The organism is Paenibacillus sp. 2KB_20, from assembly GCF_052115765.1.
Lineage (GTDB): Bacteria > Bacillota > Bacilli > Paenibacillales > Paenibacillaceae > Paenibacillus_AQ.
Genome location: NZ_JBFRHH010000001.1, coordinates 119,531 through 139,944 on the forward strand (window position 1 = coordinate 119,531; position 20,414 = coordinate 139,944).

At 51.9% G+C, this 20,414-nt stretch carries 20 protein-coding genes; 4 read left to right on the forward strand and 16 right to left on the reverse strand.

What is annotated here, in order from left to right; translation table 11 throughout:
* Positions 1 to 32 precede the first annotated feature (32 nt).
* From AB4124_RS00580 to AB4124_RS00620, 9 genes are all read right to left on the reverse strand, one after another.
* Entirely contained in the window at positions 33 to 1,673 is a 1,641-nt protein-coding gene (locus AB4124_RS00580; protein WP_441970562.1) for a (2,3-dihydroxybenzoyl)adenylate synthase, read from the reverse strand.
* A complete protein-coding gene (gene dhbC / locus AB4124_RS00585) occupies positions 1,670 to 2,914 on the reverse strand; it encodes an isochorismate synthase DhbC (RefSeq protein WP_441970564.1) in 1,245 nt (414 codons plus the stop codon). Before dhbC ends, AB4124_RS00580 begins: the two co-directional genes overlap by 4 nt.
* Positions 2,915 to 2,983: 69 nt before the next feature.
* Positions 2,984 to 3,769 (reverse strand): 2,3-dihydro-2,3-dihydroxybenzoate dehydrogenase, encoded by a 786-nt coding sequence (locus AB4124_RS00590; RefSeq protein WP_441970566.1) that lies wholly within the window; start codon positions 3,767 to 3,769, stop codon positions 2,984 to 2,986.
* Positions 3,770 to 3,782: 13 nt separating this feature from the next.
* A complete protein-coding gene (locus AB4124_RS00595; protein ID WP_441970568.1) occupies positions 3,783 to 4,625 on the reverse strand; it encodes an alpha/beta hydrolase in 843 nt (280 codons plus the stop codon).
* Positions 4,626 to 4,636: 11 nt separating this feature from the next.
* A complete protein-coding gene (locus AB4124_RS00600) occupies positions 4,637 to 5,707 on the reverse strand; it encodes an ABC transporter substrate-binding protein (protein WP_441970570.1) in 1,071 nt (356 codons plus the stop codon).
* 48 nt (positions 5,708 to 5,755) lie between these two features.
* The gene (locus AB4124_RS00605) at positions 5,756 to 6,970 is read right to left on the reverse strand and encodes a helix-turn-helix domain-containing protein (RefSeq protein ID WP_441970572.1); all 1,215 of its coding nucleotides are present in this window, start codon (positions 6,968 to 6,970) and stop codon (positions 5,756 to 5,758) included.
* 258 nt (positions 6,971 to 7,228) lie between these two features.
* Positions 7,229 to 8,029, reverse strand: coding sequence for a Cof-type HAD-IIB family hydrolase (locus AB4124_RS00610; protein WP_098747957.1), 801 nt, complete (start codon positions 8,027 to 8,029; stop codon positions 7,229 to 7,231).
* Positions 8,030 to 8,067: 38 nt separating this feature from the next.
* A complete protein-coding gene (locus tag AB4124_RS00615; protein ID WP_430199717.1) occupies positions 8,068 to 8,820 on the reverse strand; it encodes a pseudouridine synthase in 753 nt (250 codons plus the stop codon).
* Complete coding sequence (locus AB4124_RS00620) at positions 8,817 to 10,415, reverse strand: RsmB/NOP family class I SAM-dependent RNA methyltransferase (RefSeq protein WP_441970574.1); 1,599 nt, start codon at positions 10,413 to 10,415, stop codon at positions 8,817 to 8,819. The genes AB4124_RS00615 and AB4124_RS00620 overlap by 4 nt, the downstream gene beginning before the upstream one ends.
* A 160-nt stretch (positions 10,416 to 10,575) precedes the next feature.
* Here AB4124_RS00620 and AB4124_RS00625 point away from each other — a divergent pair, with 160 nt between their 5' ends.
* Together AB4124_RS00625 and AB4124_RS00630 are read left to right on the forward strand one after the other, a co-directional pair.
* Positions 10,576 to 11,103, forward strand: a complete 528-nt coding sequence (locus tag AB4124_RS00625; RefSeq protein ID WP_076325752.1) for a thioredoxin family protein — start codon at positions 10,576 to 10,578, stop codon at positions 11,101 to 11,103.
* Positions 11,100 to 11,555 (forward strand): PCYCGC motif-containing (lipo)protein, encoded by a 456-nt coding sequence (locus AB4124_RS00630; protein WP_441970576.1) that lies wholly within the window; start codon positions 11,100 to 11,102, stop codon positions 11,553 to 11,555. Before AB4124_RS00625 ends, AB4124_RS00630 begins: the two co-directional genes overlap by 4 nt.
* Positions 11,556 to 11,638: 83 nt before the next feature.
* On the opposite strand, the gene AB4124_RS00635 is transcribed toward AB4124_RS00630, so the two are convergent.
* The 3 genes from AB4124_RS00635 to AB4124_RS00645 are packed head-to-tail and all read right to left on the reverse strand — an operon-like array spanning position 11,639 to position 14,003.
* Complete coding sequence (locus AB4124_RS00635) at positions 11,639 to 12,082, reverse strand: DUF309 domain-containing protein (RefSeq protein ID WP_441970578.1); 444 nt, start codon at positions 12,080 to 12,082, stop codon at positions 11,639 to 11,641.
* Positions 12,072 to 12,884 (reverse strand): GTP pyrophosphokinase, encoded by an 813-nt coding sequence (locus AB4124_RS00640; protein WP_076325749.1) that lies wholly within the window; start codon positions 12,882 to 12,884, stop codon positions 12,072 to 12,074. The genes AB4124_RS00635 and AB4124_RS00640 overlap by 11 nt, the downstream gene beginning before the upstream one ends.
* A gap of 24 nt (positions 12,885 to 12,908) precedes the next feature.
* Positions 12,909 to 14,003, reverse strand: coding sequence for a quinone-dependent dihydroorotate dehydrogenase (locus AB4124_RS00645; RefSeq protein WP_339293550.1), 1,095 nt, complete (start codon positions 14,001 to 14,003; stop codon positions 12,909 to 12,911).
* 196 nt (positions 14,004 to 14,199) lie between these two features.
* Between AB4124_RS00645 and AB4124_RS00650 the strand changes: the two genes are divergently transcribed.
* Positions 14,200 to 14,337: a hypothetical protein gene (locus tag AB4124_RS00650; protein WP_015736685.1), complete on the forward strand. Its 138-nt coding sequence runs from the start codon at positions 14,200 to 14,202 to the stop codon at positions 14,335 to 14,337.
* On the opposite strand, the gene AB4124_RS00655 is transcribed toward AB4124_RS00650, so the two are convergent.
* The 4 genes from AB4124_RS00655 to AB4124_RS00670 form a co-directional block, all read right to left on the reverse strand.
* The gene (locus AB4124_RS00655; protein ID WP_441970581.1) at positions 14,334 to 15,743 is read right to left on the reverse strand and encodes a L,D-transpeptidase; all 1,410 of its coding nucleotides are present in this window, start codon (positions 15,741 to 15,743) and stop codon (positions 14,334 to 14,336) included. The genes AB4124_RS00650 and AB4124_RS00655 overlap by 4 nt on opposite strands.
* Positions 15,744 to 15,911: 168 nt before the next feature.
* Complete coding sequence (locus AB4124_RS00660) at positions 15,912 to 16,151, reverse strand: ferredoxin (protein WP_009594795.1); 240 nt, start codon at positions 16,149 to 16,151, stop codon at positions 15,912 to 15,914.
* A gap of 186 nt (positions 16,152 to 16,337) precedes the next feature.
* A complete protein-coding gene (locus AB4124_RS00665; RefSeq protein WP_441970583.1) occupies positions 16,338 to 17,669 on the reverse strand; it encodes a DNA polymerase IV in 1,332 nt (443 codons plus the stop codon).
* 41 nt (positions 17,670 to 17,710) lie between these two features.
* Entirely contained in the window at positions 17,711 to 18,547 is an 837-nt protein-coding gene (locus AB4124_RS00670) for an MBL fold metallo-hydrolase (protein ID WP_441970585.1), read from the reverse strand.
* 240 nt (positions 18,548 to 18,787) lie between these two features.
* Here AB4124_RS00670 and cimA point away from each other — a divergent pair, with 240 nt between their 5' ends.
* Complete coding sequence (gene cimA, locus AB4124_RS00675; RefSeq protein ID WP_098747981.1) at positions 18,788 to 20,404, forward strand: citramalate synthase; 1,617 nt, start codon at positions 18,788 to 18,790, stop codon at positions 20,402 to 20,404.
* The last annotated feature ends 10 nt before the right edge of the window (positions 20,405 to 20,414 follow it).

The window sequence follows — 20,414 nt, forward strand, 5'->3', positions numbered from 1 at the left end:
TTCTAAATGAATTGGATATATTCACCCGAGCGTCATGATGTTTGTATCGCTAGTTCGCGCAGACTCTTTTTGCTTACTTTACCGACACCCGTGTGCGGGAAGGAATCCATAAACTCCACCCGATCCGGGATTTTGTATGCAGCGAGCCCCCTATCTCTGAGAAAAGCCTTCAGTTCATTGCCGCTAACCGCAGCATCATGGACGATAACGAATGCACAGGTCCGCTCGCCCAGATACTCGTCCGGCATGGCGACCACGGCTGCATCGTGCACGCTCGGATGGGCAAGCAGATGATTCTCGACCTCCTCGGCCGCGATTTTGTCACCCCCGCGGTTAATCTGATCCTTGGAACGGCCTTCGATCACCAGGTATCCTGAGGGCGTCATGCTCGCCAGATCCCCCGTTCGATAGAAGCCGTCTGTGGTAAAAGCCTTTTCGTTAAACTTGTCCGCTTTATAGTAGCCGCGAATCGTATAGGGTCCCCGTGTCAGCAGTTCCCCCACTTCACCGGGAGCCACCTCCACGTCATCCTCATCGACCAGCCGCACTTCATCATACGGGGACATCGGACGCCCCTGCGTATGCACCGTTATCTCTTCCGGGTCATCCAGCCTGGTATAGTTCACCAAGCCTTCCGCCATCCCGTATACTTGCTGCAGCGTACATCCCAGCACCGTTTTTACCCGCTTGGCTGCCTCTGCACTGAACTTGGCCCCGCCCACCTGCAGCACCTGAAGGTGGGATAGATCATCCGAGCGGGATTGTGCGGCCTCAAGCCAGATTAAGGCCAAAGGCGGAACGACCGCCGTTATTGTTACGGCCTCGGAGGCGATCAGTGGAAACGCCACCTCCGGACTCGCGGACCGGGCAAGGACAATTCTCCCTCCCGCATACAGCGTCCCCAGTACGCCCGGCGAGCTAAGCGGAAAGTTATGGGCAGCGGGCAGTACCGCCAAATAAACGCTATCCTTATCCAGCGAGCAGATTTCGGCGCTCATGCGCAAGCTGTAAATATAGTCGTCATGCGTGCGCGGAATGAGCTTCGGCAGTCCGGTCGTCCCGCCAGACAGCTGCAGGAACGCAACATCGCCGGGATCGGGGCCTTCCTCGTCTAATTCGCTTGAAGGACTGCCCAAATCATTGAGATACAGATCATCCAGGGATAGAAATGTCCCCGAGCCCGGGTCGCCTGCAACGATGACATTTCGCAGCGAAGGAACCGATATCTGAACTTGAGCTGCCAAGTCCCGGTAATCATATCCCGAATCCTGATCCGGTATAATATAAGCGGCAGCTTCGCTGAATCCGCATAGATATACGATTTCGCTCCGGCGGTGGACGGGCAGGGCGAAGACAGGAATTGCCCCGATGCGGAACAGCGCAAATATCGTATCGAAAAATGGCGCGATATTCGGCAGCTGAACGATAACCCGTTCCTGCGCTTTAATCCCGAGCTTAAGAAATCCCGCTGCTAGGCGGTCCACCCGGTTGTCCAGCTCAGCATAACTTGTACGCTGATCGCCACTCACGATCGCAGTCCGCTCCCCATGCGCTGCCGCACGCTTCCGCAGCAGCGCTCCAAACGTTTCGCCCTGCCAGCATCCTTCCTCCCGATAACGGGCAGCAAACTCCTCCGGCCAAGCCTTACAACCTGCCAATTCCAACATCCTCATTCCTCCTCCAAAAGCGTTGTCTGTTGCTCATTCAAGCCCATGGCTGCAAGAATCGTGCGGAATTTGGCTGACGTCTCGGCCAGCTCGGCTTCCGCATTGGAGCCTGATACGATTCCGGCTCCCGCAAACACCCGCAGTAAGGTTCCTTCCGTTTCCGCGCAGCGAATCGTTACGGCCCACTCGCCGTCTCCGTTAGCATCCGACCAACCAACGGCCCCCGAATAGAATCCGCGATCAAACGGTTCGATCGCTCGTATGACATCCCTGGCCGCATCGGTCGGCGTGCCGCAGATCGCCGGTGTCGGGTGCATCGCCAGAGCAAGATCCAACGACGTTACGGAATCATCCTTCAGGACGCCGTTGATTTCGGTAGACAGATGCCACATGGCATTCGTGTGGATGAGGGTAGGTTCGGCGGGAACTTCCAACTTGCTGCAAAAAGGCTGCAAAGCCGACGCCACAGCATCAATTACGAGGGCATGCTCATATCGGTCCTTAGCGGATGACAGCAGGGCTGTCGCCCGCCGCTTATCTTCAACGGGATCGGTACTCCGCGCGGCGGAACCGGCCAAAGGATTCCCCTTGATTCGAAGCCCCTTCTTCGTTACGAGCAGCTCTGGGCTTGCCCCAAACAGAGTCCTTGTAGATGCAACGGCATCCGGACTGGAAGCGTGGGGTAACTCGGGTGCCAACGGAACGGCAAACGTATAGCCATGGGAGTGATGATAAGCTAAGTGATTCAATATATGAGGAATGGACAAGGTATGAGGAAGCGTGATCTCCAGTGTTCGGGATAGCACCGCTTTATGGAGTGTTTCTTGACTAATCAGATCCAGCAACCGGTTCACGCCTTCCTTGAACGCCGCCGGTTCAGGAACGGACAGCACGTTATAACTGGAAATCCGGGGCCTATCCGGGGCTTGGCCTGTAGAGAATAGAAGGGAATCATACCACTGAGCCGTAAGCGGAATAAACAGGTTCGCCGGCTTTAATATGTCAAAAGGGATGGCGCCTACAACAACGGCATCCGACCGTCCCGCTTGCTTGGCGAGGTCCAGCAGTTCCCAGGCGCGTTCCGGCAGTGAACTATGATCGTTCCCTGAGGGAATCGAAAGTCTTGAATACTCTCCATGCGTTAACAACGTCTTGAGCGGGGATGAGAAGAAGAAGGACGAACCGACCCGGTATTGTTCCATAAGTTGCACAGCCTCGGCTGCGGTTGGAGCATCATACTGTAACATTTCAGTCTCCTCTCTGCTTATGAGCCTACCATTTATCGAATTTGCAAAAAGAATAAAACACGAGAATCCTCAGCAGCCCAACGTCGCGCCGCCATCCACGCATACATCCTGCATGGTCATGTGCCGTGCCCGATCGGATACGAGAAAAATGACGGCATCCGCAATATCGGAAGGGAGCGCGATTCGACCAAGCGGTATGCCGACACGGTAAGAGTCCAGCGCCCCCTCGATGATGGGCCCTGCGCCTTGATCATCCTTCCAGAGCAAACGCTGCATCCCGGTATCCGTAGAACCCGGGGAAACCACATTACAGCGGATGTGATGACGGGCATATTCCAGCCCCAAACACTTCGTGAACATCGTGGACGCTGCCTTGGAAGCAGCATAAGCCGACATTTGGGCCCGTGGAACTCTGGATGCATTCGAACTCACTGTCACGATAGCTCCGGAATTACGGCTCGCCATCCGTCTTACGACGGAGCGTGACGTAAAGAATACGCCGTTGGTGTTGACGTTGAAATGCGCCTGCCAATCCTCGTCGCCAAGCGACTCAACCCCTCCGATTCGCAGCACTCCGGCAACGTTAACGAGAATCTCGATCGGACCGAGTTCCTCCTCAATCCGCTCGATCATCGCTTCAACTTCGGCACTGCAGCTGACATCCGTCTTGTAAGCTGCAGCCTGCACACCTAAGCCGCATAGATCGGCCGTAAGGCTGATCAGCCCGGCCTCCTTCTGATCGCAAGCCGCGACGACAGCTCCTTCCCGGGCGAGGGCTCGTGCCACCGCTTCGCCTATCCCTTGGGCGGCACCGGTCACGAGGGCTACTTTCCCGTTAATACCTGTAATCTCCAAGGCGATCACCTCCTTAGTCGTGAGGATAAAGTGCATGCCGTAATGCTCTGCTGATGAGGACAGGCAGTACGGAAAGATGCCCCTCGTCCTCAAACTCTTTGAATTCGGCTGAGATGCCATACATAGACACAGCAGCCAGACGGTCGGCGAGTTCGGATGCGCTGATGCAATTGCCGGTGACATGGGACCTCTCGTGCTCTCCTGCACCAAGCAGCAGCCGAACATGGCAAGGCTCTTCCTTGATGCGTTCGACAAAGCGCTGCTCCAGCTCATGTAAATATTCCTGATTCCAGTGAATAGATGGGCTGCCCGCGATATAACACGAGAATGCCTGCGGTTTGCTGAACATGGCATAGAGCGTGAACAGCCCGCCAAGGGAATGACCGAAGATCGTCTGACGACGGCGGTCGATGTTAAATTCGCTCTCGATCTGCGGTTTCAGTTCCTCCTCGATGAATTGCAGGAACTCAGCCGCTCCTCCCTGTTCCGGTACGGACCCCCCATCCAGCTTGTTTTTGAACTTCATGTTGGGGTAGGGCGTGTAATCATAGAACCGATTCGGGGCATACTGCCCCTCCGTCTCGTAACCGATACCGACTACGACCGCCGGCAATATCCCAGTTTTGTCTGGCCTATGGCACTGTAGGCGCAGTGTTTCGACCATCGTGTGAAACACGCTGTTGCCGTCCAGTAAATAGATGACCGGATATCCAGACGGCGGGGCCGGTCCCATCGGCTGTGCCGCAATGATTCGGTAGCGGCGCTGCCCTACCCTCGAGCGCATCACCCAATGCTCCGCATGGGGCAGCTCCACGCTGCGCCGCATCATATCAACGTAAGGCATATGATTGCTCATGCAGTGCCTCCCTATTGACCCGTGATGGAGCGAACGACATCATCCACGATTTTCTCGTAGGCAATAAGGCCGCTTCCCAGCCAGTATTCATTATTCGCTTCATAGACATGCCCGTTCTTAACGGCCGGCATGCCCTTCCAAATCGGGCTTTCCGTGATTTCCTTTAAGCGTTCCGTTCCCTGATCGTAGGCGTTAATGACAAAAATATAATCTGCATCCAGCTGCGGCAGTATCTCCAGCGAGATGTTAGCTGCATTCTCGTTCTCGACCAGCTTGGACTTGCCGAGTCCCAGGTCTTGATGGAGCACAAAGCCGCAGAGATAATTTCCGCCCATCAAACTGACGCCTCTAGGTGCAAAACGAATGATGGCAACGTTCTTGTCCCCCACCACGGAACTCAGCTTAGCCTTCGCTTCGCTTGCTTTTTGCTCGTAATCCTTCAAAGCGGTCTCGGCCTCCGTTGCTTTCCCAAGCAGATCCCCCAAGGTGGTCAGCGATTTCTCAACATTACCGGAAGCATTTTTGAACACGTATGTTGGCGCGATTTTGGCGTATTTTTCATATGTACCGTCCGCGGCATAGGTTTCGGTATGGAGCACGATGAGATCTGGTTCATAGGACATCAGGGCTTCTGGTGAAGGTAAGCCTCCTGAAAAATCAATCAAGGGGACGCCGTCCAGCTCCTGCTGCAAATAGGTGTGTCCCATCTTGCCGTTGGCCCATTGTGCAACAGGCTTCACGCCGAGCTTCAGCAAAGAATCCTCCATGTTCGGTGCGAACACGTTTTTCACGTCAGCCGGAATCTTCACTTCATGTCCAAGCTCATCCGTTACCGTTCGCTCCTCCTTCGTCGATGTCCCTTCACTGTTCGTTCCTATTTCCTCCGTCGATTCTTGACCGTCCTCAACGGTGCCGGTCGTCTCGACTGCTACGTTCTTCGCTGCCTGCTGATCGCCGCCCGCTGCTTCGGAATCCACCTTGTCCCCACAGCCTGACAACAAGCCTATGACGATAACACAGCACGCCAGTGCTGATATTTTGATCCTCCAACTTCTCTTTCCACGGTTAAAACGTTCTGCCACAATATATCTCCTCCTGTGATAATGATTCTCAATTAAGTCGAGTATATATTACGTAACAATCGATTCACCATGGCTTTTATCCAGAACTCCGTTTGGACTATCTCCTGTAAACAGCAGCAATGCCTCGTCCAGCATTCTCGTCACGGCAAGAGCGGAATATTCGAACCACGGATCGGACGAGATCATGTAGACGCTGCTACGAACGACAGCTCGGAGTGTCTGCCAATTCGCAGAATGCAAAAGCGCAAGCCAATAGCGGCGTGATGTGGCTTCAGGGCATACCGCAATCAGGATCCGGTCCGGATTGATCCGTTGCAAATCATCCAGCGTGATCTGTTGATTACGCATGGTATCCAGACCGCAAGCTTCCTTGAGCTGTAAATCCTGGTATAGCACTTCCTTAAGTCCGCGGTTACCGTATGCATAGAGGCTCTGTCCATATATTCGCAGCGCAACGATACTCTCGCTTCCCATTACTTGCCGTATTCGTGAGCGTGCGTACTGCACTCGACGTTCATACTGTTCTATCCATAATTGTGCCTGCTCTTCTTTATTCAAAAACGTTGCGATACTCTCCAGCTGCTTCCTCCACCCTGCATGGGACGGAACAATCAAGGTAGGGGCAATATGCTCCAGCTTGGTGACTTCCTCTGGACCGAGATGGTCCATGCCGATAATAACGTCAGGTTTTGCGCGGAACAGCTGCTCGATATTCTCCTCGAAACGGCTGTCCGGATAAGGGGACGTCAGCTTTAAGCGCGACTTGATCTCCGAGTGATAGGCATTGTAGTAATACGGGGTCCACTTCGCGTCAAGAGGCGCAGCGGCAGGGATAACGTTCAGTGCTACCAATTGCCCGATAATAGAGGAGGAACAGGCCGCGATTAGCTGCCTCGAATTTCGGGCATATTCGGACGGCGACATGCCCACCTTCTTTTTAAAAATACGGCTGAAATAGAACTCATCCTTGTAACCGACTCGCTGTGCAATGTCTCGAAGACGATCGTCCGATTCGGCCAAATAACGCTTGGCATGATTCATACGAACATGGGTCAGGTAATCGATTGTGGTTTGGCCGAATGTCTTTTTAAATAAATCCACAAAATACTTAGGACAAATATTAGCCATTCTGGCTAATTGGCCAATGGTTATCGCCTCTTTATAATGGCAATCTATATACTCCTTAATCTCAACCAGGCTGGTTCTTCCGTTACGATCCGAATCCAATAGGCTATCTATTTTCAGTTCTTCTTCCACACTCATGAATTGCCTCCTTTTTACGATAAAACGAGATGCAGGCTATGCAGGCATGTTGACCAGCCTCAATAATTGATAATGATTATCATTTTCATTGATAAAAATAGCATGCCATTAGCAACGTGTCAATCCAAATTTGGAAGGAAATGCTTGTCCTCATGCTCTGAATGAAACCGTTAACAGGTTTCAAACTACGCAAAAAACCCGCCATTAGGCACTTTCCCAAGTGTCCTGTGGCGGGTTCTCTTTTATAAAATAGTCGATTTACGACAAACAGTATTTCACCAATGCCTCGTGTACGCCGTCCTCATTATTCGAAGTTGTCACCGCATTGGCTGCAGCCTTGACCTCGACCGGAGAGTTATCCATCGCAATCCCCATACCTGCATAGGTCAGCATCGTAATATCGTTGAAGTAATTACCGATGGCCAGCACCTCGTCCGGCTCATAACCTCTTCTTGCTGCCAGCTGCTGAAGCGCGCTTCCCTTGGATGCTTCACTATGCATAAGATCGATGAAGTACTCTCCGCTTCGCAGCATGTTAAAAGGAAGGGTCCACTGGCTCCAATCTGCGTAGACGCGGTCGATATCGGCGGATTCGCCAAAGGTTGTGAATTTGACGACCGGGTCTGACAGCTCCTCCCATGACGGCAGGTTGCTTGGCAGCATTAAATAGTTCTCGTACATCGAACGAACCGGACCGGCAAGCTCCTCCACCTGGTCCACATACATCTCAAAGGCGGTATTCACGTCAAAATGCACCCCGTGCTCACGGCAGTATTTCATGAAAGGCTCAAGCTGAAGCGGGTCCATGCCGAACTGATGCACAATTTTTTGGGTCTCCACTTCTACCGTTGCCGCACCATTATGACTGATGACATAACCGCCAAGACCCATGCTTTTCATAAAAGGAATCGAATTCAGCGGTCCTCTGCCTGTGCACAGTACAATTTCCACCCCTTGTTTTGCGGCTTCCATTACGGTGTTCCTCGTTTTCTCCGTAATTTCATGATCATCATTCAACAGCGTTCCATCAACATCAAGTGCTACCAATTTGTATGCCATTCTCCATCCATCCTTTAGTCTCTATTTCTCTATCGTGATTATGCCCTTCCGATCAAAGACAATTCTTGCTCGGTCAGCTCCCGGTACGCCCCGATCTCGAGCTTTTCATCCAATCGAAGTTCGCCCATGCTGACTCTTTTGAGATAAACGACTTTTTTGCCTACCGCCTCAAACATCCGCTTGACCTGATGAAATTTACCTTCATGGATCGTCAGCGAGATGCGGGACATCTGGACCCCGTCGCCTCGTTCCTCATGGGAATGGATTACCAGCTCTCCGGGCAACGTTACGTATCCGTCATCTAAGGTAATTCCCGCAGCAAACAACCGCACATCCTCATCGTCCACCCTGCCCTCTACTATCGCTTCATAGGTTTTCGGAATATGCTTCCGGGGCGACAGCAGCTCATGGGCCAATTTACCGTCATTTGTAAGCAGCAGCAGTCCTTCCGTGTCCTTATCTAATCGGCCCACCGGAAACGGCTCGAAGATCAGGTATTCCTCATCCAGGAGATCCAGCACCGTACGGTCACGAAGATCCTCGGTCGCCGAAATGACGCCCGGAGGTTTGTGCAGCATGAGATACACAAATTCCCGGTATTGAACGGTCTCTCCCTCAAACTCAATGATATCCGTATAAGGATCAACATGTTTGCCAGAGTCCTTCATCACCGTTCCGTTGACCACGATGCTCCCTTGTTTGGCTTTTTTCTTCAATTCGGCCCGCGAGCCGAATCCCAGATTGGATAACACCTTGTCCAATCTTTGCGTTGTTCTGCCTTTAGCACTCATATCGATGTCCACCTCCACCCTGCCGGATACTCATTCTTCAATATTCCTGCCTGCCATTTGCCCCAACCGGCTGAGTATCCGTCTATACACACTAACACATAACCCTTCGCTTCAGCACCCGATCGACAGATCACGCGCTCTTCCGGAATCGATAAGGTTTCCCCTTTCAAATACCGGACCGCTTCCCCGTCCTCGGAGGACAGGCTGACATAGCGAACAGCCTCATCCGCTCGAAGTGCTGTAGCCAAGGGATGTCCAGGTACAAACCGTTCATTCTTCAACTGTCCCATATACCATCCGGGACGAATCACTTTGAGCTGCTTCAGCCGCTCTTCTGGCAGGGGCGATACATACACATGGTTCCCGTAGATTACGGGATATCCCGTCAGCTCCATATCCAACTGCTCGCGAATAAAGGCTTGTAATAGATGAATCGAACCCGATTGAGAATCCGTAACGCTCCGGCGGAATGCCTGCTGGCGCGTTGCACCTTTACCGTATTTCCCTGGTTTACCTGATCTCTCCTCCCGAAGAGCAGTTTTACCTTTACGTTCACGGGATTGCTCTGTCCGGGAGGATATAGCAAGCGACTCGTTGACCAAGCCACCAGGCTTGAATAATGGAGCTTGTTCCCGTTCAGCCTCACGCATGTTCAGCTCGCCCTCCCGCTGAAGCACGGCCATGAAATGTCCTTCGCCTCTGACCTTATGCGGCCACAGTCTGGCGGTCCCGGAAAGCTGCTTCAGTACATCGTCCTTCACCTTTTCCTGTCCCGACATCCAGGCCGTTTCACCCGGAGAATAAAATTCCGAATGATCCACCGGGACCACGCAAAAATCCGGATGCTCATTCAGAAACTCCGCAATCATCCCTTCGTTCTCCTCTGGAGAGAAGGTACAGGTAGAATACACCAGCCGACCTCCCGGACGGAGCATGGCTGCTGCCGATTTCAAAATATCCCGCTGCATCTCCGCAAACTTCAGCGGAGACGACGCTTCCCAGTACTTCAGCATGGATTCGTCTTTGCGGAACATCCCTTCGCCGGAGCAGGGGGCATAAATCAATATTTTGGAGAAAAATCTGGGGAAAGCACCCGCGATCCGCTCCGGATCCTCATTCAGCACCACGGCGTTCCGCACGCCGTACATCTCCAAGTTTTTGGCAAGCGCTTTGGTGCGGTCCGGATGAAGATCATTGCTAACCAACACCCCCTGCCCACTCAGCTTTGCTGCAATCTGCGTAGATTTGCCGCCGGGAGCCGCGCACAGGTCCAGCACCAGATCCCCCGGTGTTACGCCGAGCAGTTCAACCGGAGCCATCGCGCTTGGTTCCTGAATATAATATAACCCCGCATGATAGTAAGGATGCCGTCCCGGACGCTCTCCTGCCTGAGTATAATAACCGGTGGAACACCAGGGGATGGGCACAAGGTCAAAGGGAGACAACTTCATGAATTCCTCTCTGCTGATCTTCAGCGTATTCACCCGAATGCCGGCATTCGGGGCTTGTTCATAAGACTTCATAAAATTGTCATAGTTTTCGCCAAGCAGCGATTTCATCTTCGCCAGAAACGGCGAGGGCAGTTGTAATGCCATACATGGTACCTACCTGTTCTGTATCGTATCGTTTGAAAGTATATTTTCACCGTGCTGAAGCAAACATTCGCATGTTCCGCTCCGACTTTTAATATTGTATAATAAACTACATTAAAAAGGACAAGTCCTTATTTATTATTAATCATTAGGGGGTGGATCCATGAACCGCAAAAAAAAGAATAAATACACCGCATTATACGCCTTCGGCGGAGTCTTCGTCTTATTGATTGCTGCACTCATTTTCTTGAACGGTCAAGGAGAAGCAAGCGAATTGTACGGGGGCAAGAAGGTCTCCAGCCTGAACCCGGCTACGCAAGAACTCCTTAATGATCCGAACTACCAGCAAATCATTTTGCCGGATCAGCTGAAGAGCAAGGTTGACAACAAAGAGAACTTCTTCGTTTACTTCTTTGCATCCGACTGTCCGCACTGCCGTGCGACGACCCCGGAACTGATGCCTTTGGCGGATGATGCTGGAATTACCATGCACCAGTACAACCTTCGCGAGTATCAGGAAGGCTGGAGAGAGTACAACATTGAGTTCACCCCGACGCTGGTCTACTTCGAGAACGGTGTAGAGAAAGAACGCATGGTCGGCGGATTGAAACCGGAAGGTTCCAGTGAAGGCTATTCCATCGATGACTTCAAGCAAATCCTGGATAAATATAAAGGGAGCGTGACGAAATGAACCGCACTCGCGCCATCCTCTTTACCTTCGTTATTTCGGGCATGCTGCTGACCGCATGCGGCGGTAAAGAATCCGCTGCCGGGCATCAGCACGGCGCCGATTCTGAACGATATGAGACAACAGCCAGCATGACGGTTATGCCGAAGTTCTTGTCGAGCTATACCGACAATACGCAAGCAACCTATGCCACGGTCGGAGAATTAGAAGACATCATGAAGGAAATCAAATGTTATTGCGGCTGCATGGACGAGGAGAACGGCTATCACGATTCCCTTCATCGCTGCTTCATTGCCGAGAACCAGGACGGCGAAGTCAAATGGACGGACCATGGCGCTCAATGCGGCATCTGCCTGACCGAGCTGCAGGATGCCAAACGGCTTCATGACGAAGGAAAATCCGTCGAGGAAATCAAACAGTTCATCGATGATAAATACAAAGGTACCGAATCTTAATCCTAAATGGTCATATAAAAAAGAGCTGCCCAAAAGTAGATCCCTCTACAGACGGGCAGCTCTTTTTTCACTTGTTCCTAAAGTTACTTGGAATGTGCCCGCTCCGGCTTTCGCCGCTGCGGAATGTTCGGCATGATGCGCTCCGATGCCAACCGAACTGCCTGCTTAAGCTCAGTATCCCCAATTTCGATCGTCAAATCCCTATAGGGAAATGGACGAACGTCATACGACGCCAACTGCTTGGCATAGTCACGTACTTCGCTTACCAGCTTCCCCATCGAGATCCCCAGCTCATCCCCGGGATAACTCCCGAGTCGGGATACAGCGCTTGTGAACATTTTAAATGCTCCTCTTACGTTGTTGTTCCGGAAATGAAAAAGCCCGACAGCCACTTGCAGAAGTCCCTTATACCTTGGATCACGATCCTGCGCGAGCCACAGTTCCTCTAACACTTCATGACATTCGAAGTAGTCCCGATCACGGTTAAAGTAAACGAGGTAAGCGACATACAGCGGTTCATAGCTCATGCTCGTTTACTTTCTTCTTGGCTTCGGCCAGCAGTTCCTTCACCTCATCCAGAAGTACCTTCATCGCATCCATGTCATGATCCTGAAATATCGCGTTAAACCGGCTCTGAAAAGCAATTGCCTCATTGACCAGATGGAAGAAATACAGCTTGTGAATCGCGTTCAGCACCTGTGTCGTAATATTGGAATCGTCCTCGAACTGCCGCTGCGCCTCCAATATATCCTCCCGGATGCTCGACATTTCCGTATCCAGCGTATTCGCCGCTTCTCCGGCCTTCTTCAGCCGTGCCCGAATGTCATCCGGAAGGCTTTCCCGGTACTTGTAGCTAAGGGAATGCTCAATCGTAGCCCAGAAATTCATGGCCAGCGTACGGATCTGAATTTCGGCAAGCACCTTCTTTTGCCCCAAAGCCGTTTGCACCGGATATTCGATAATCATATGAAAGCTCCGATAGCCGCTCTCTTTGAAATTGGTAATGTAGTCCTTCTCGTATAATACGGTCAGGTCTTTCCGTGCCCGGATATATTCGGCTACCCGCCGGATATCCTCCACGAACTGACACATAATCCGAATGCCTGCGATATCCTCAATCCCGGTTTCCAACTCGTCCATCGGCACATCGAGGCGTTTTGCCTTGTCCAGTATGCTCGAGATCCGTTTGACCCGACCCGTTACGAATTCGATCGGTGCGTATTCCTCCCGTTTTTTCAGTTCGGAACGCATCGTCTTGAATTTAACCTTCAATTCCTCAACGGTCTGCTCATACGGAAGCAAAAATGTCCCCCAGTCTCTAACGTCCATCGCCTTGCCTCCTGTCTTTACCCTTTACCGATGATTAGCCCCGACGGCTTCGGAAATATGGCTGAAGCCATCCCGTGCAAGCAGCTCCCGGAGACCGGAATGAAGCTTGCGGTTCACCTCAGGCCCTTCATAGATAAGTGCTGTATAAATTTCCACCAGGCTTGCGCCCGCGCGTATTTTGTCATAAGCATCACTTGCCGTAAAAATTCCGCCAGACCCGATAATCGGAAGCGCACCGCCGGTCTGCTTGTAAATCCGGGATACGATCTCCGTCGATCGGTTACGCAGCGGTTTCCCGCTAAGGCCGCCGGTTTCTTTGGCGTTACCGTGGGTCAGCCCATCCCGGGAAAGCGTCGTGTTCGTGGCGATAATGCCGGAAACGCCGCTTGCACTAATCGTATCCACCATGAATTCCAGTTCCTCATCACTCACATCCGGCGCAATCTTCACCAGGACGGCCTTCTCGCCTCCATGGATCTTGGCTTGGCGGGACATTTCGTTCTTCACGGCTTCCAGCAAGGATGACAATTCGCTCCCATGCTGAAGGCTGCGCAAGTCCGGCGTGTTCGGGGAACTGATGTTGACAACAAAAAAGTCGCCATACGGAAATAAAGCTTGAATGCAAGCTTCGTAATCACCGTTGGCTTTCTCGTTCGGAGTCGCCTTGTTCTTTCCGATGTTGACGGCAACCGGAATACGGCGTTCCTTGAGTGCGGACAGCCTTTTTGCCATCGCCTCGGCTCCTTCGTTGTTGAAACCCATCCGGTTGATGAGTGCCTCATCCGGAGGAAGCCGGAACAATCGCGGCTGTTCATTGCCCGGTTGTCCCTTCGGGGTCACCGTTCCTACTTCCATAAATCCGAAGCCTATGGAGGAGAAACCTTTGACGGCCTGGGCATTTTTATCTAACCCGGCGGCAAGTCCGACCGGTGTCGGGAAATGAAGCCCGAACAGGTCCACCGCCAAATCCGGTGTTTCGCTAACACCGTACATCCCTCGCATGACAGCGTCTGCGCCGACCACGCCGGAGGCACGTCCAAGGCCGCCAACCACAAGGTGGTGAGCTTTCTCGGGATCGAGTTTAAAAAATATAGGTTTGCCTATGTTGCGGTACAGCACATCCACTCTTCCTCTCATCCAGTTATTTCTCTATCCTTCAGTTTATCCGTTTCTGCCTCAAAAAGAAAGTTCTTCAGCATAAACCGGGCGATCGTCCTGACGAGAAAGCGATGTGGCAATTTCGGGACAAACCCCTTACAATAAAGGAGGATTGTACAAATCATTTTCATGATCATGAGAGAAAGAGGGGAAAGACATGTCAGCCAAACGTAAGCCTCCGACCTTGCAGCAGAAAAAAGAAGAGGTTAATAAGAAGGCCATACTATGGATCAGCTCCGGCATCGCTCTTCTTATTATCCTGATTATCGTTCTGATTGTGATCGCCCAGCCTTAATCCAGCCAGTGATACACCTTGCCCGGGTTGGTCTGCCCCTGGGCAAGCTTGAGCTTAAAACGCTCTTTCGGCGTCCACAGGTCCTCGGGCAGAACCCCTTCCCGAATTGTCACGACGGTTCCCATCGGAACCAGATCAAACAGTTCCTCCACATCCTCTTTAAGCATACGGATGCAGCCCTCAGATTCATTCGCTCCGATACTGTCCACGTCTAGCGTCCCGTGTATCGCGTATTGCGTATCGGACAGCTGCATTCCTCGCGTCCCATAGGGGCCCTTCGTGGTCCCGTTCGGATTAACAACCTTGTCATTAATATGAAAATCACCCAGCGGCGTTTTCGCTCCTCCAAGCCCCACCGCATAATTGCGCAGCATGACGGTGCCGCTGACAACGGCAAGCCGATGATGTTTCCGGTCAATGATGACCTGAAGCGGCTGCTCAAAAAAAGGTTCCCCGTTCGGCGAAGTCCCCCAATATCCAATCTCCTCCGGGTCGTTCCCAGGCTGCTGCCCCGGCTGGTCCTTAGGGCCGCCAGTTCCTTGGGACTTATGCTTCATTAAAGTTCCGAACATCTCCTCCATTGCTTTCGAACGGCCGGACAGCCAATTGTTGGGATACGGCTGCGTCAGTTCATTCAAGCCTTTAGGCAGACGTCCATGCCGAGCCTTATACTGGTTGGCCGCTTCCTGCAGCACGGCCGTCTCAACTTGCAGATCTGCCCATTGCCCCGCGCTCCGCTTAAGCTGCGAACTATCCGCAGGCTCGCAATCACACTCCAATGCCGCTCCTTCATATGGCTGGATCGCAATAGCGCCTTTAGCATCCCGATGCAATCCGTATAAACGTTCCATGTCCTTACTCCATAATTGCCACTTGCCCGATTGCTTCATCCCCAGCGCGACCGACCAATTCGGCAATGCCTGCGGATGCCGAAGCAATGAGGACAGGGCTCCGGCGGAATCCTTCCCCTGACCGGAAGAAACGGCGGTATACAGCGGTTCTTTACGCGAATCCCGCTTCTCTTTGTTAACGGCCGAGGCGGATACCGGCTCATTCGGCAGAAACACATCTGATGCAAAATCCCCCGGAACGGAGCCCGGTGCCTGGGCTGGAGGAAGGAATACCAGCAGCAATAACACCAGCGCAGCAAGCAAACGCCGAGTTCTTTTTCGCCTGCGGTCCTTGTCCCTCTCCATCTCCAATAAACGCTGTTCGTAATTTTTCCATATATCGGACGGGACCTGACTAAGCTCGAAGGCTTCATAGACCCCTTCTGCCTTGTTGTAGCAGTAATTTGCCTTGCCCTGTTCGCCGGCCTGCTCATATTCCTTCCCCAGCAGGTACCAGGCCATTTTATTATCAGGATGCGTCTCCACATACCTTTTGAGGTACAGCGAATTGTTCATTCGGGAGCCTCCTTTTATGACATTTTTACCTCTATTATCCTGTATATCGGAATAAATGCTCCAATTATGTATGAATCGTCGGATACGAAAAAACGCCCCCTGCCTTTGTCGGGCAGAGGGCGTCGGTATAAGTTCAAGATGGAATATCAGGGCTTAAAGCGGTATTGGTTATTCTGCGTTAAACGGCTCGTCAGCAATCCGAATTGAATCTGTTGGGCAGCCATCGCAGGCATCCAGCATATCATCATGCATATCTTCCGGAATTTCAGTTACCCCGCGGTTGTTGTCTCCGTCAAAAATAACTTCTGCCAGGCCTTCGTCGTCGTAATCGTAAATATCGGGTGCCGTTGCTCCGCAAGCGCCGCAAGCAATGCAGGTATCTTTATCTACCCAAGTAAACTTCGCCATAGTCTCTCTTCCTCCTGTATATCTATAAACATCTCTATAAACATAGTATAAGCTGACGGTCTCCCGCCACCATCTACATATATTAATACAATTTTTTTAGGAATACAAATATATTTCCTAACATTTTCCGACAATAATTTGTTATTTTCAAAGGAAATGAAGGAGCTTCAGCTATCAAAAAAAAGGCTAATCGCGGTCAGGGTCCTTCGCGGGCGGCTGAACGGCATTTTTATTATCGTTCCCCAGATCCCTTACAAAATCCATCTGTAAAGATGTACCTCTCCGCTTATGATTGCGGATTAAGGACGACGGGTCATCTCCCAGCATGCCGGCGGTCAGCACCGCACTCTCGCCGAATTTATTGCGCAGCTCGTCCATGACCCGGGTCAGCGATTCTTTCTTTGGCTGTTTCTCGTAATCGAACAAATCCAGCTGAATGGCGGATTCCTCCTTCGCGATAAGCTGCTGCAGCGTAACGCCAAGCAGACGAAGCGGCTTGTCCCGCTTCCAGTGCCGGTGATACAGCTCGCACGCTTCCCGGTAGATATCCTCGGTATTTTCCGTCGGAATGGCCAGATGCCTTGACCGGGTGATGGTCTTCATATCCGGTGTACGCAGAGTGATCTGTATGCCGCTGGTCATTAGACCCTGCCTGCGGAGCCGGCGCGCTACCTGATCGCTCAGATTCAGCAGCACCCTTCGCGCCTCCTCCGCCGAAGTAACATCCTGCGGGAGCGTGGTCGTGTGTCCGATCGATTTGCTCTGTTCCCGCTCCGCAACGACAGGAGCATGGTCGATGCCGCTGGCTGCCCTTTTCATCCATGACCCCATTACGCCAAAAGTCGAGGTCAGCAGGCCTTCATCGGCAGCGGCCAGCTGTCCGATCGTCTGGATGTTCAACTTACGCAGCTTGTCGGCTGTCTTGCTCCCGATGCCAAACAGCTCTGCGCAGGGTCTATTCCAGAGTACCTGCGGGACATCCCGTATCCGCAGCACGGATAGCCCGTTGGGCTTTTTCATGTCCGAGGCCATCTTGGCCAGCAATTTATTCGGAGCAATGCCGACGGAGCAAGGCAGCGACAACTCCTCACGGATACGCTCCTGAATCTCCCGGGCGATATCCAGGGGGGTGCCGAACTGCTTCGATCCCGTTATATCCAGGTAACATTCGTCAATCGAAGTCGCTTCCAGCAGCGGCGTATAAGCATAAGCTATATTCATAAATGCATTGGAATACTTGCGGTACAGATGAAAATCCGGCTGGATGATCATCAGGTCGGGGTAGATCCGCAGCGCCTGTCTTACGTTCATCCCTGTGCGTATCCCGAGGGACCGTGCCGCATAGGAGCAGGTAACAATGACACCTTTGCGCAGCTCGATGCTGCCTGCGACAGCCGTGGGCTTCCCCCGATAGAGCTCCGGCACCTCCGCTTCGTGTACAGAACAGTAAAAAGCATTCATATCCACATGAAGTATAACGCGGCCGCTGGCCGGATAATAATGGTCGATATGTCCCACGCAGATTTCCTTCTTTCTTCCTTTCTTCGGAACGGTTCTACTTAAGTCTTGTTGCCGCCCTCATCTTGAAGTTCATTTTGAATGATTCTCACGTTTTCCTTATGGCACTTTCCCGTGAATTCAGAGACAAACCCATGCTCCTGTCGCAGCTGGTCAAGGGCCGTATCATCGCCCTCTATAACAGCCTGACGCAGTCGCTCCAGATAACTCCGGGCTGCCTCCACTCTTCGATTCATCTCGGTTCGGCTTGTCGTATGCCGGCCATGCCCAGGGATAAGCAATGCAACCGAATGCTCCCTAAGAATCCTTGCAGCTTGGCGAATCGTTCCTTCATAGTCCCTCGCACTTTGGAAGATAAATGGGAGCTCAAAATCGGATAAGTAGTCACCGGCTGCAAATACTCCCACAGAATCAATCACGGTAAACAAGCCGTCGGCCGTATGTCCCGGTGCTCTATAGAATGTAAGCGTTGTGGAGCCCATTGCGAGCTGTTGTCCATCTTTCTCGATAACGATATCAAGTACCGGGAATTCTATGGGATAATCGCGAGTAATATAGTGGGAAGCGTCAAAATCACGAATTGATTTCAGTTTATCCCCTTTTTCCGGGTCATCTCTGAGTCCGGCACTCCCAATCGTCTTGGCGTCCGGGAAAGCCTTATATCCGATAATGTGGTCGTAGTCCCCATGCGTGAAGATGAGATAACATTCCCTGTTTCCCCGAACCGCGTTAACATGTTCTCGAATCTCATCGATTTCGTGCGGCAACCAGGTCGGATCGATGATAATGATACTCTCATCCAGCTGGATTACCGTTGATGTGGTCTGAAATAACGCACTTTGAAAAATCGTCACCTGATCATTAGAATATTGAATCATGTCATAAACTCCGTTCCATTATATCTTCTTTAGTCAATGAAGTGTCTTCATGTCATTATCCGTGAGGAATCATGAAGGCTTCACCAACGCCTCCAGCATATCGTTACCCTTAACACGGGTCAAGAATAAGCCTCTGTGGGTAAGGTTTGTTTTTTACTCTGTTACTTTCCCGCAAAGAAATGTTATAATACAAAATTATAAACAATACGGTCCAATCCCGGACACCCAAAGGAGGACATCATGTCTAAGTCCATTTCCATCTTTGATACGACACTTCGCGACGGAACCCAAGGCGAAGGAATCAGCTTGTCGGCGGACGACAAGGTCAAAATCGCCAAGAAACTCGATGCTCTTGGTGTTCATTATATTGAAGGCGGTATCCCGGGAAGCAACAGCAAGGACATCGAATTTTTCAAAAGAGTCCAGGATCTCGGCTTAACCTCAAAAGTAACCGCGTTTGGCAGCACTCGCCGCAAAGGCTCCATCGCCGACCAGGATGCCAATCTGCTTCGGATTTTGGAATCCGGCGTTTCTGCGGCCACTTTGGTCGGGAAGTCATGGGATTTCCACGTCCATACCGCGCTTCAGACGACACTCGAAGAGAATCTGGCGATGATCTATGATTCCATCGCTTTCCTGAAGCAAAAAGGCCTCGAAGTGATTTTTGATGCCGAGCACTTTTTTGACGGCTATAAGAACAATCCCGAATATGCTGTTGCCGTATTGTCCAAAGCACGAGAGGCAGGCGCTGATTGGCTTGTCATGTGCGATACGAACGGCGGCAGTCTCCCGCACGAGATCTCGAACATTGTGACATCTTTAGCGGGTCCATTGCCCGGCGCTCCACTCGGCATTCACACCCACAACGATTGCGAGCTTGCCGTTGCCAACACCCTGAGTGCCGTACAGGCTGGTGTCCAGCATGTGCAGGGAACGATGAACGGTTATGGGGAACGTTGCGGGAATGCCAACCTGTGCTCCATCATCCCGAATCTGCAGTTGAAGCTGGGCTATGAGTGCATCGGAGACGATAACCTACGCACGCTGACAAATACCGCACGGTATATCAGTGAAATCGCCAACGTCAATATGCCGGTTAACCAGCCGTATGTGGGTAACGCTGCCTTTGCCCATAAGGGAGGCATCCATGTTTCGGCGATCCTGCGCGATTCCAGAACGTACGAGCATATCGAACCGGAGAAAGTCGGAAACAAGCAGCGCGTACTTGTGTCCGAGCTTGCAGGACAGAGCAACATCGTATCGAAGGCGCAAGACATGGGTCTTGACTTTGATCCGGCTAGTGAACAATCCAAGCATATTATCGGAAAAATCAAGGATCTTGAGCATGAAGGATATCAATTCGAAGGCGCGGACGCCTCCCTGGAGCTGCTTCTTCGAGAAGCGAACGGAGAGCTTAAGGAGCTGTTTACCTTCGAATCCTTCAAAATGCTGGTAGAGAAATCAGCCGGGCAACCGGTTGTCTCTGAAGCCTTCGTTAAAGTCAACGTTGCCGGTGAGAGCATCTACACTGCGGCAGAAGGCAACGGTCCGGTCAATGCGCTTGACAACGCGCTGCGTAAAGCGCTGGTCCAATACTTCCCGACACTCAAGGAAATGCATCTCGCTGACTATAAGGTACGGGTGCTCGATGACAAGGATGCGACGGCAGCCAAAGTACGGGTGCTGATCGAGTCCAAGAACTTTGAGAATTCCTGGAACACCGTCGGGGTCTCCAGCAACGTCATTGAGGCGAGCTGGGAAGCCCTGGTGGACAGTATGCGCTATGCGCTGCTCGGCCAAATCTCACCGGAACAGGTGCATGAGTCCGCGACGAGACAAGGGTTGGTTAATCACTAAGACTGTATCC

Coding starts and splice junctions, on each gene's coding strand:
- AB4124_RS00670 (WP_441970585.1), bottom strand. CDS start 18,547: ATGATTCAATATTCTAATGATCAGGTGACGATTTTTCAAAGTGCGTTA.
- AB4124_RS00635 (WP_441970578.1), bottom strand. CDS start 12,082: ATGAGCTATGAACCGCTGTATGTCGCTTACCTCGTTTACTTTAACCGT.
- AB4124_RS00650 (WP_015736685.1), top strand. CDS start 14,200: ATGTCAGCCAAACGTAAGCCTCCGACCTTGCAGCAGAAAAAAGAAGAG.
- AB4124_RS00630 (WP_441970576.1), top strand. CDS start 11,100: ATGAACCGCACTCGCGCCATCCTCTTTACCTTCGTTATTTCGGGCATG.
- AB4124_RS00605 (WP_441970572.1), bottom strand. CDS start 6,970: ATGAGTGTGGAAGAAGAACTGAAAATAGATAGCCTATTGGATTCGGAT.
- AB4124_RS00610 (WP_098747957.1), bottom strand. CDS start 8,029: ATGGCATACAAATTGGTAGCACTTGATGTTGATGGAACGCTGTTGAAT.
- AB4124_RS00620 (WP_441970574.1), bottom strand. CDS start 10,415: ATGGCATTACAACTGCCCTCGCCGTTTCTGGCGAAGATGAAATCGCTG.
- AB4124_RS00640 (WP_076325749.1), bottom strand. CDS start 12,884: ATGGACGTTAGAGACTGGGGGACATTTTTGCTTCCGTATGAGCAGACC.
- AB4124_RS00660 (WP_009594795.1), bottom strand. CDS start 16,151: ATGGCGAAGTTTACTTGGGTAGATAAAGATACCTGCATTGCTTGCGGC.
- AB4124_RS00625 (WP_076325752.1), top strand. CDS start 10,576: ATGAACCGCAAAAAAAAGAATAAATACACCGCATTATACGCCTTCGGC.
- dhbC (WP_441970564.1), bottom strand. CDS start 2,914: ATGTTACAGTATGATGCTCCAACCGCAGCCGAGGCTGTGCAACTTATG.
- cimA (WP_098747981.1), top strand. CDS start 18,788: ATGTCTAAGTCCATTTCCATCTTTGATACGACACTTCGCGACGGAACC.
- AB4124_RS00595 (WP_441970568.1), bottom strand. CDS start 4,625: ATGAGCAATCATATGCCTTACGTTGATATGATGCGGCGCAGCGTGGAG.
- AB4124_RS00615 (WP_430199717.1), bottom strand. CDS start 8,820: ATGAGTGCTAAAGGCAGAACAACGCAAAGATTGGACAAGGTGTTATCC.
- AB4124_RS00655 (WP_441970581.1), bottom strand. CDS start 15,743: ATGAACAATTCGCTGTACCTCAAAAGGTATGTGGAGACGCATCCTGAT.
- AB4124_RS00580 (WP_441970562.1), bottom strand. CDS start 1,673: ATGAGGATGTTGGAATTGGCAGGTTGTAAGGCTTGGCCGGAGGAGTTT.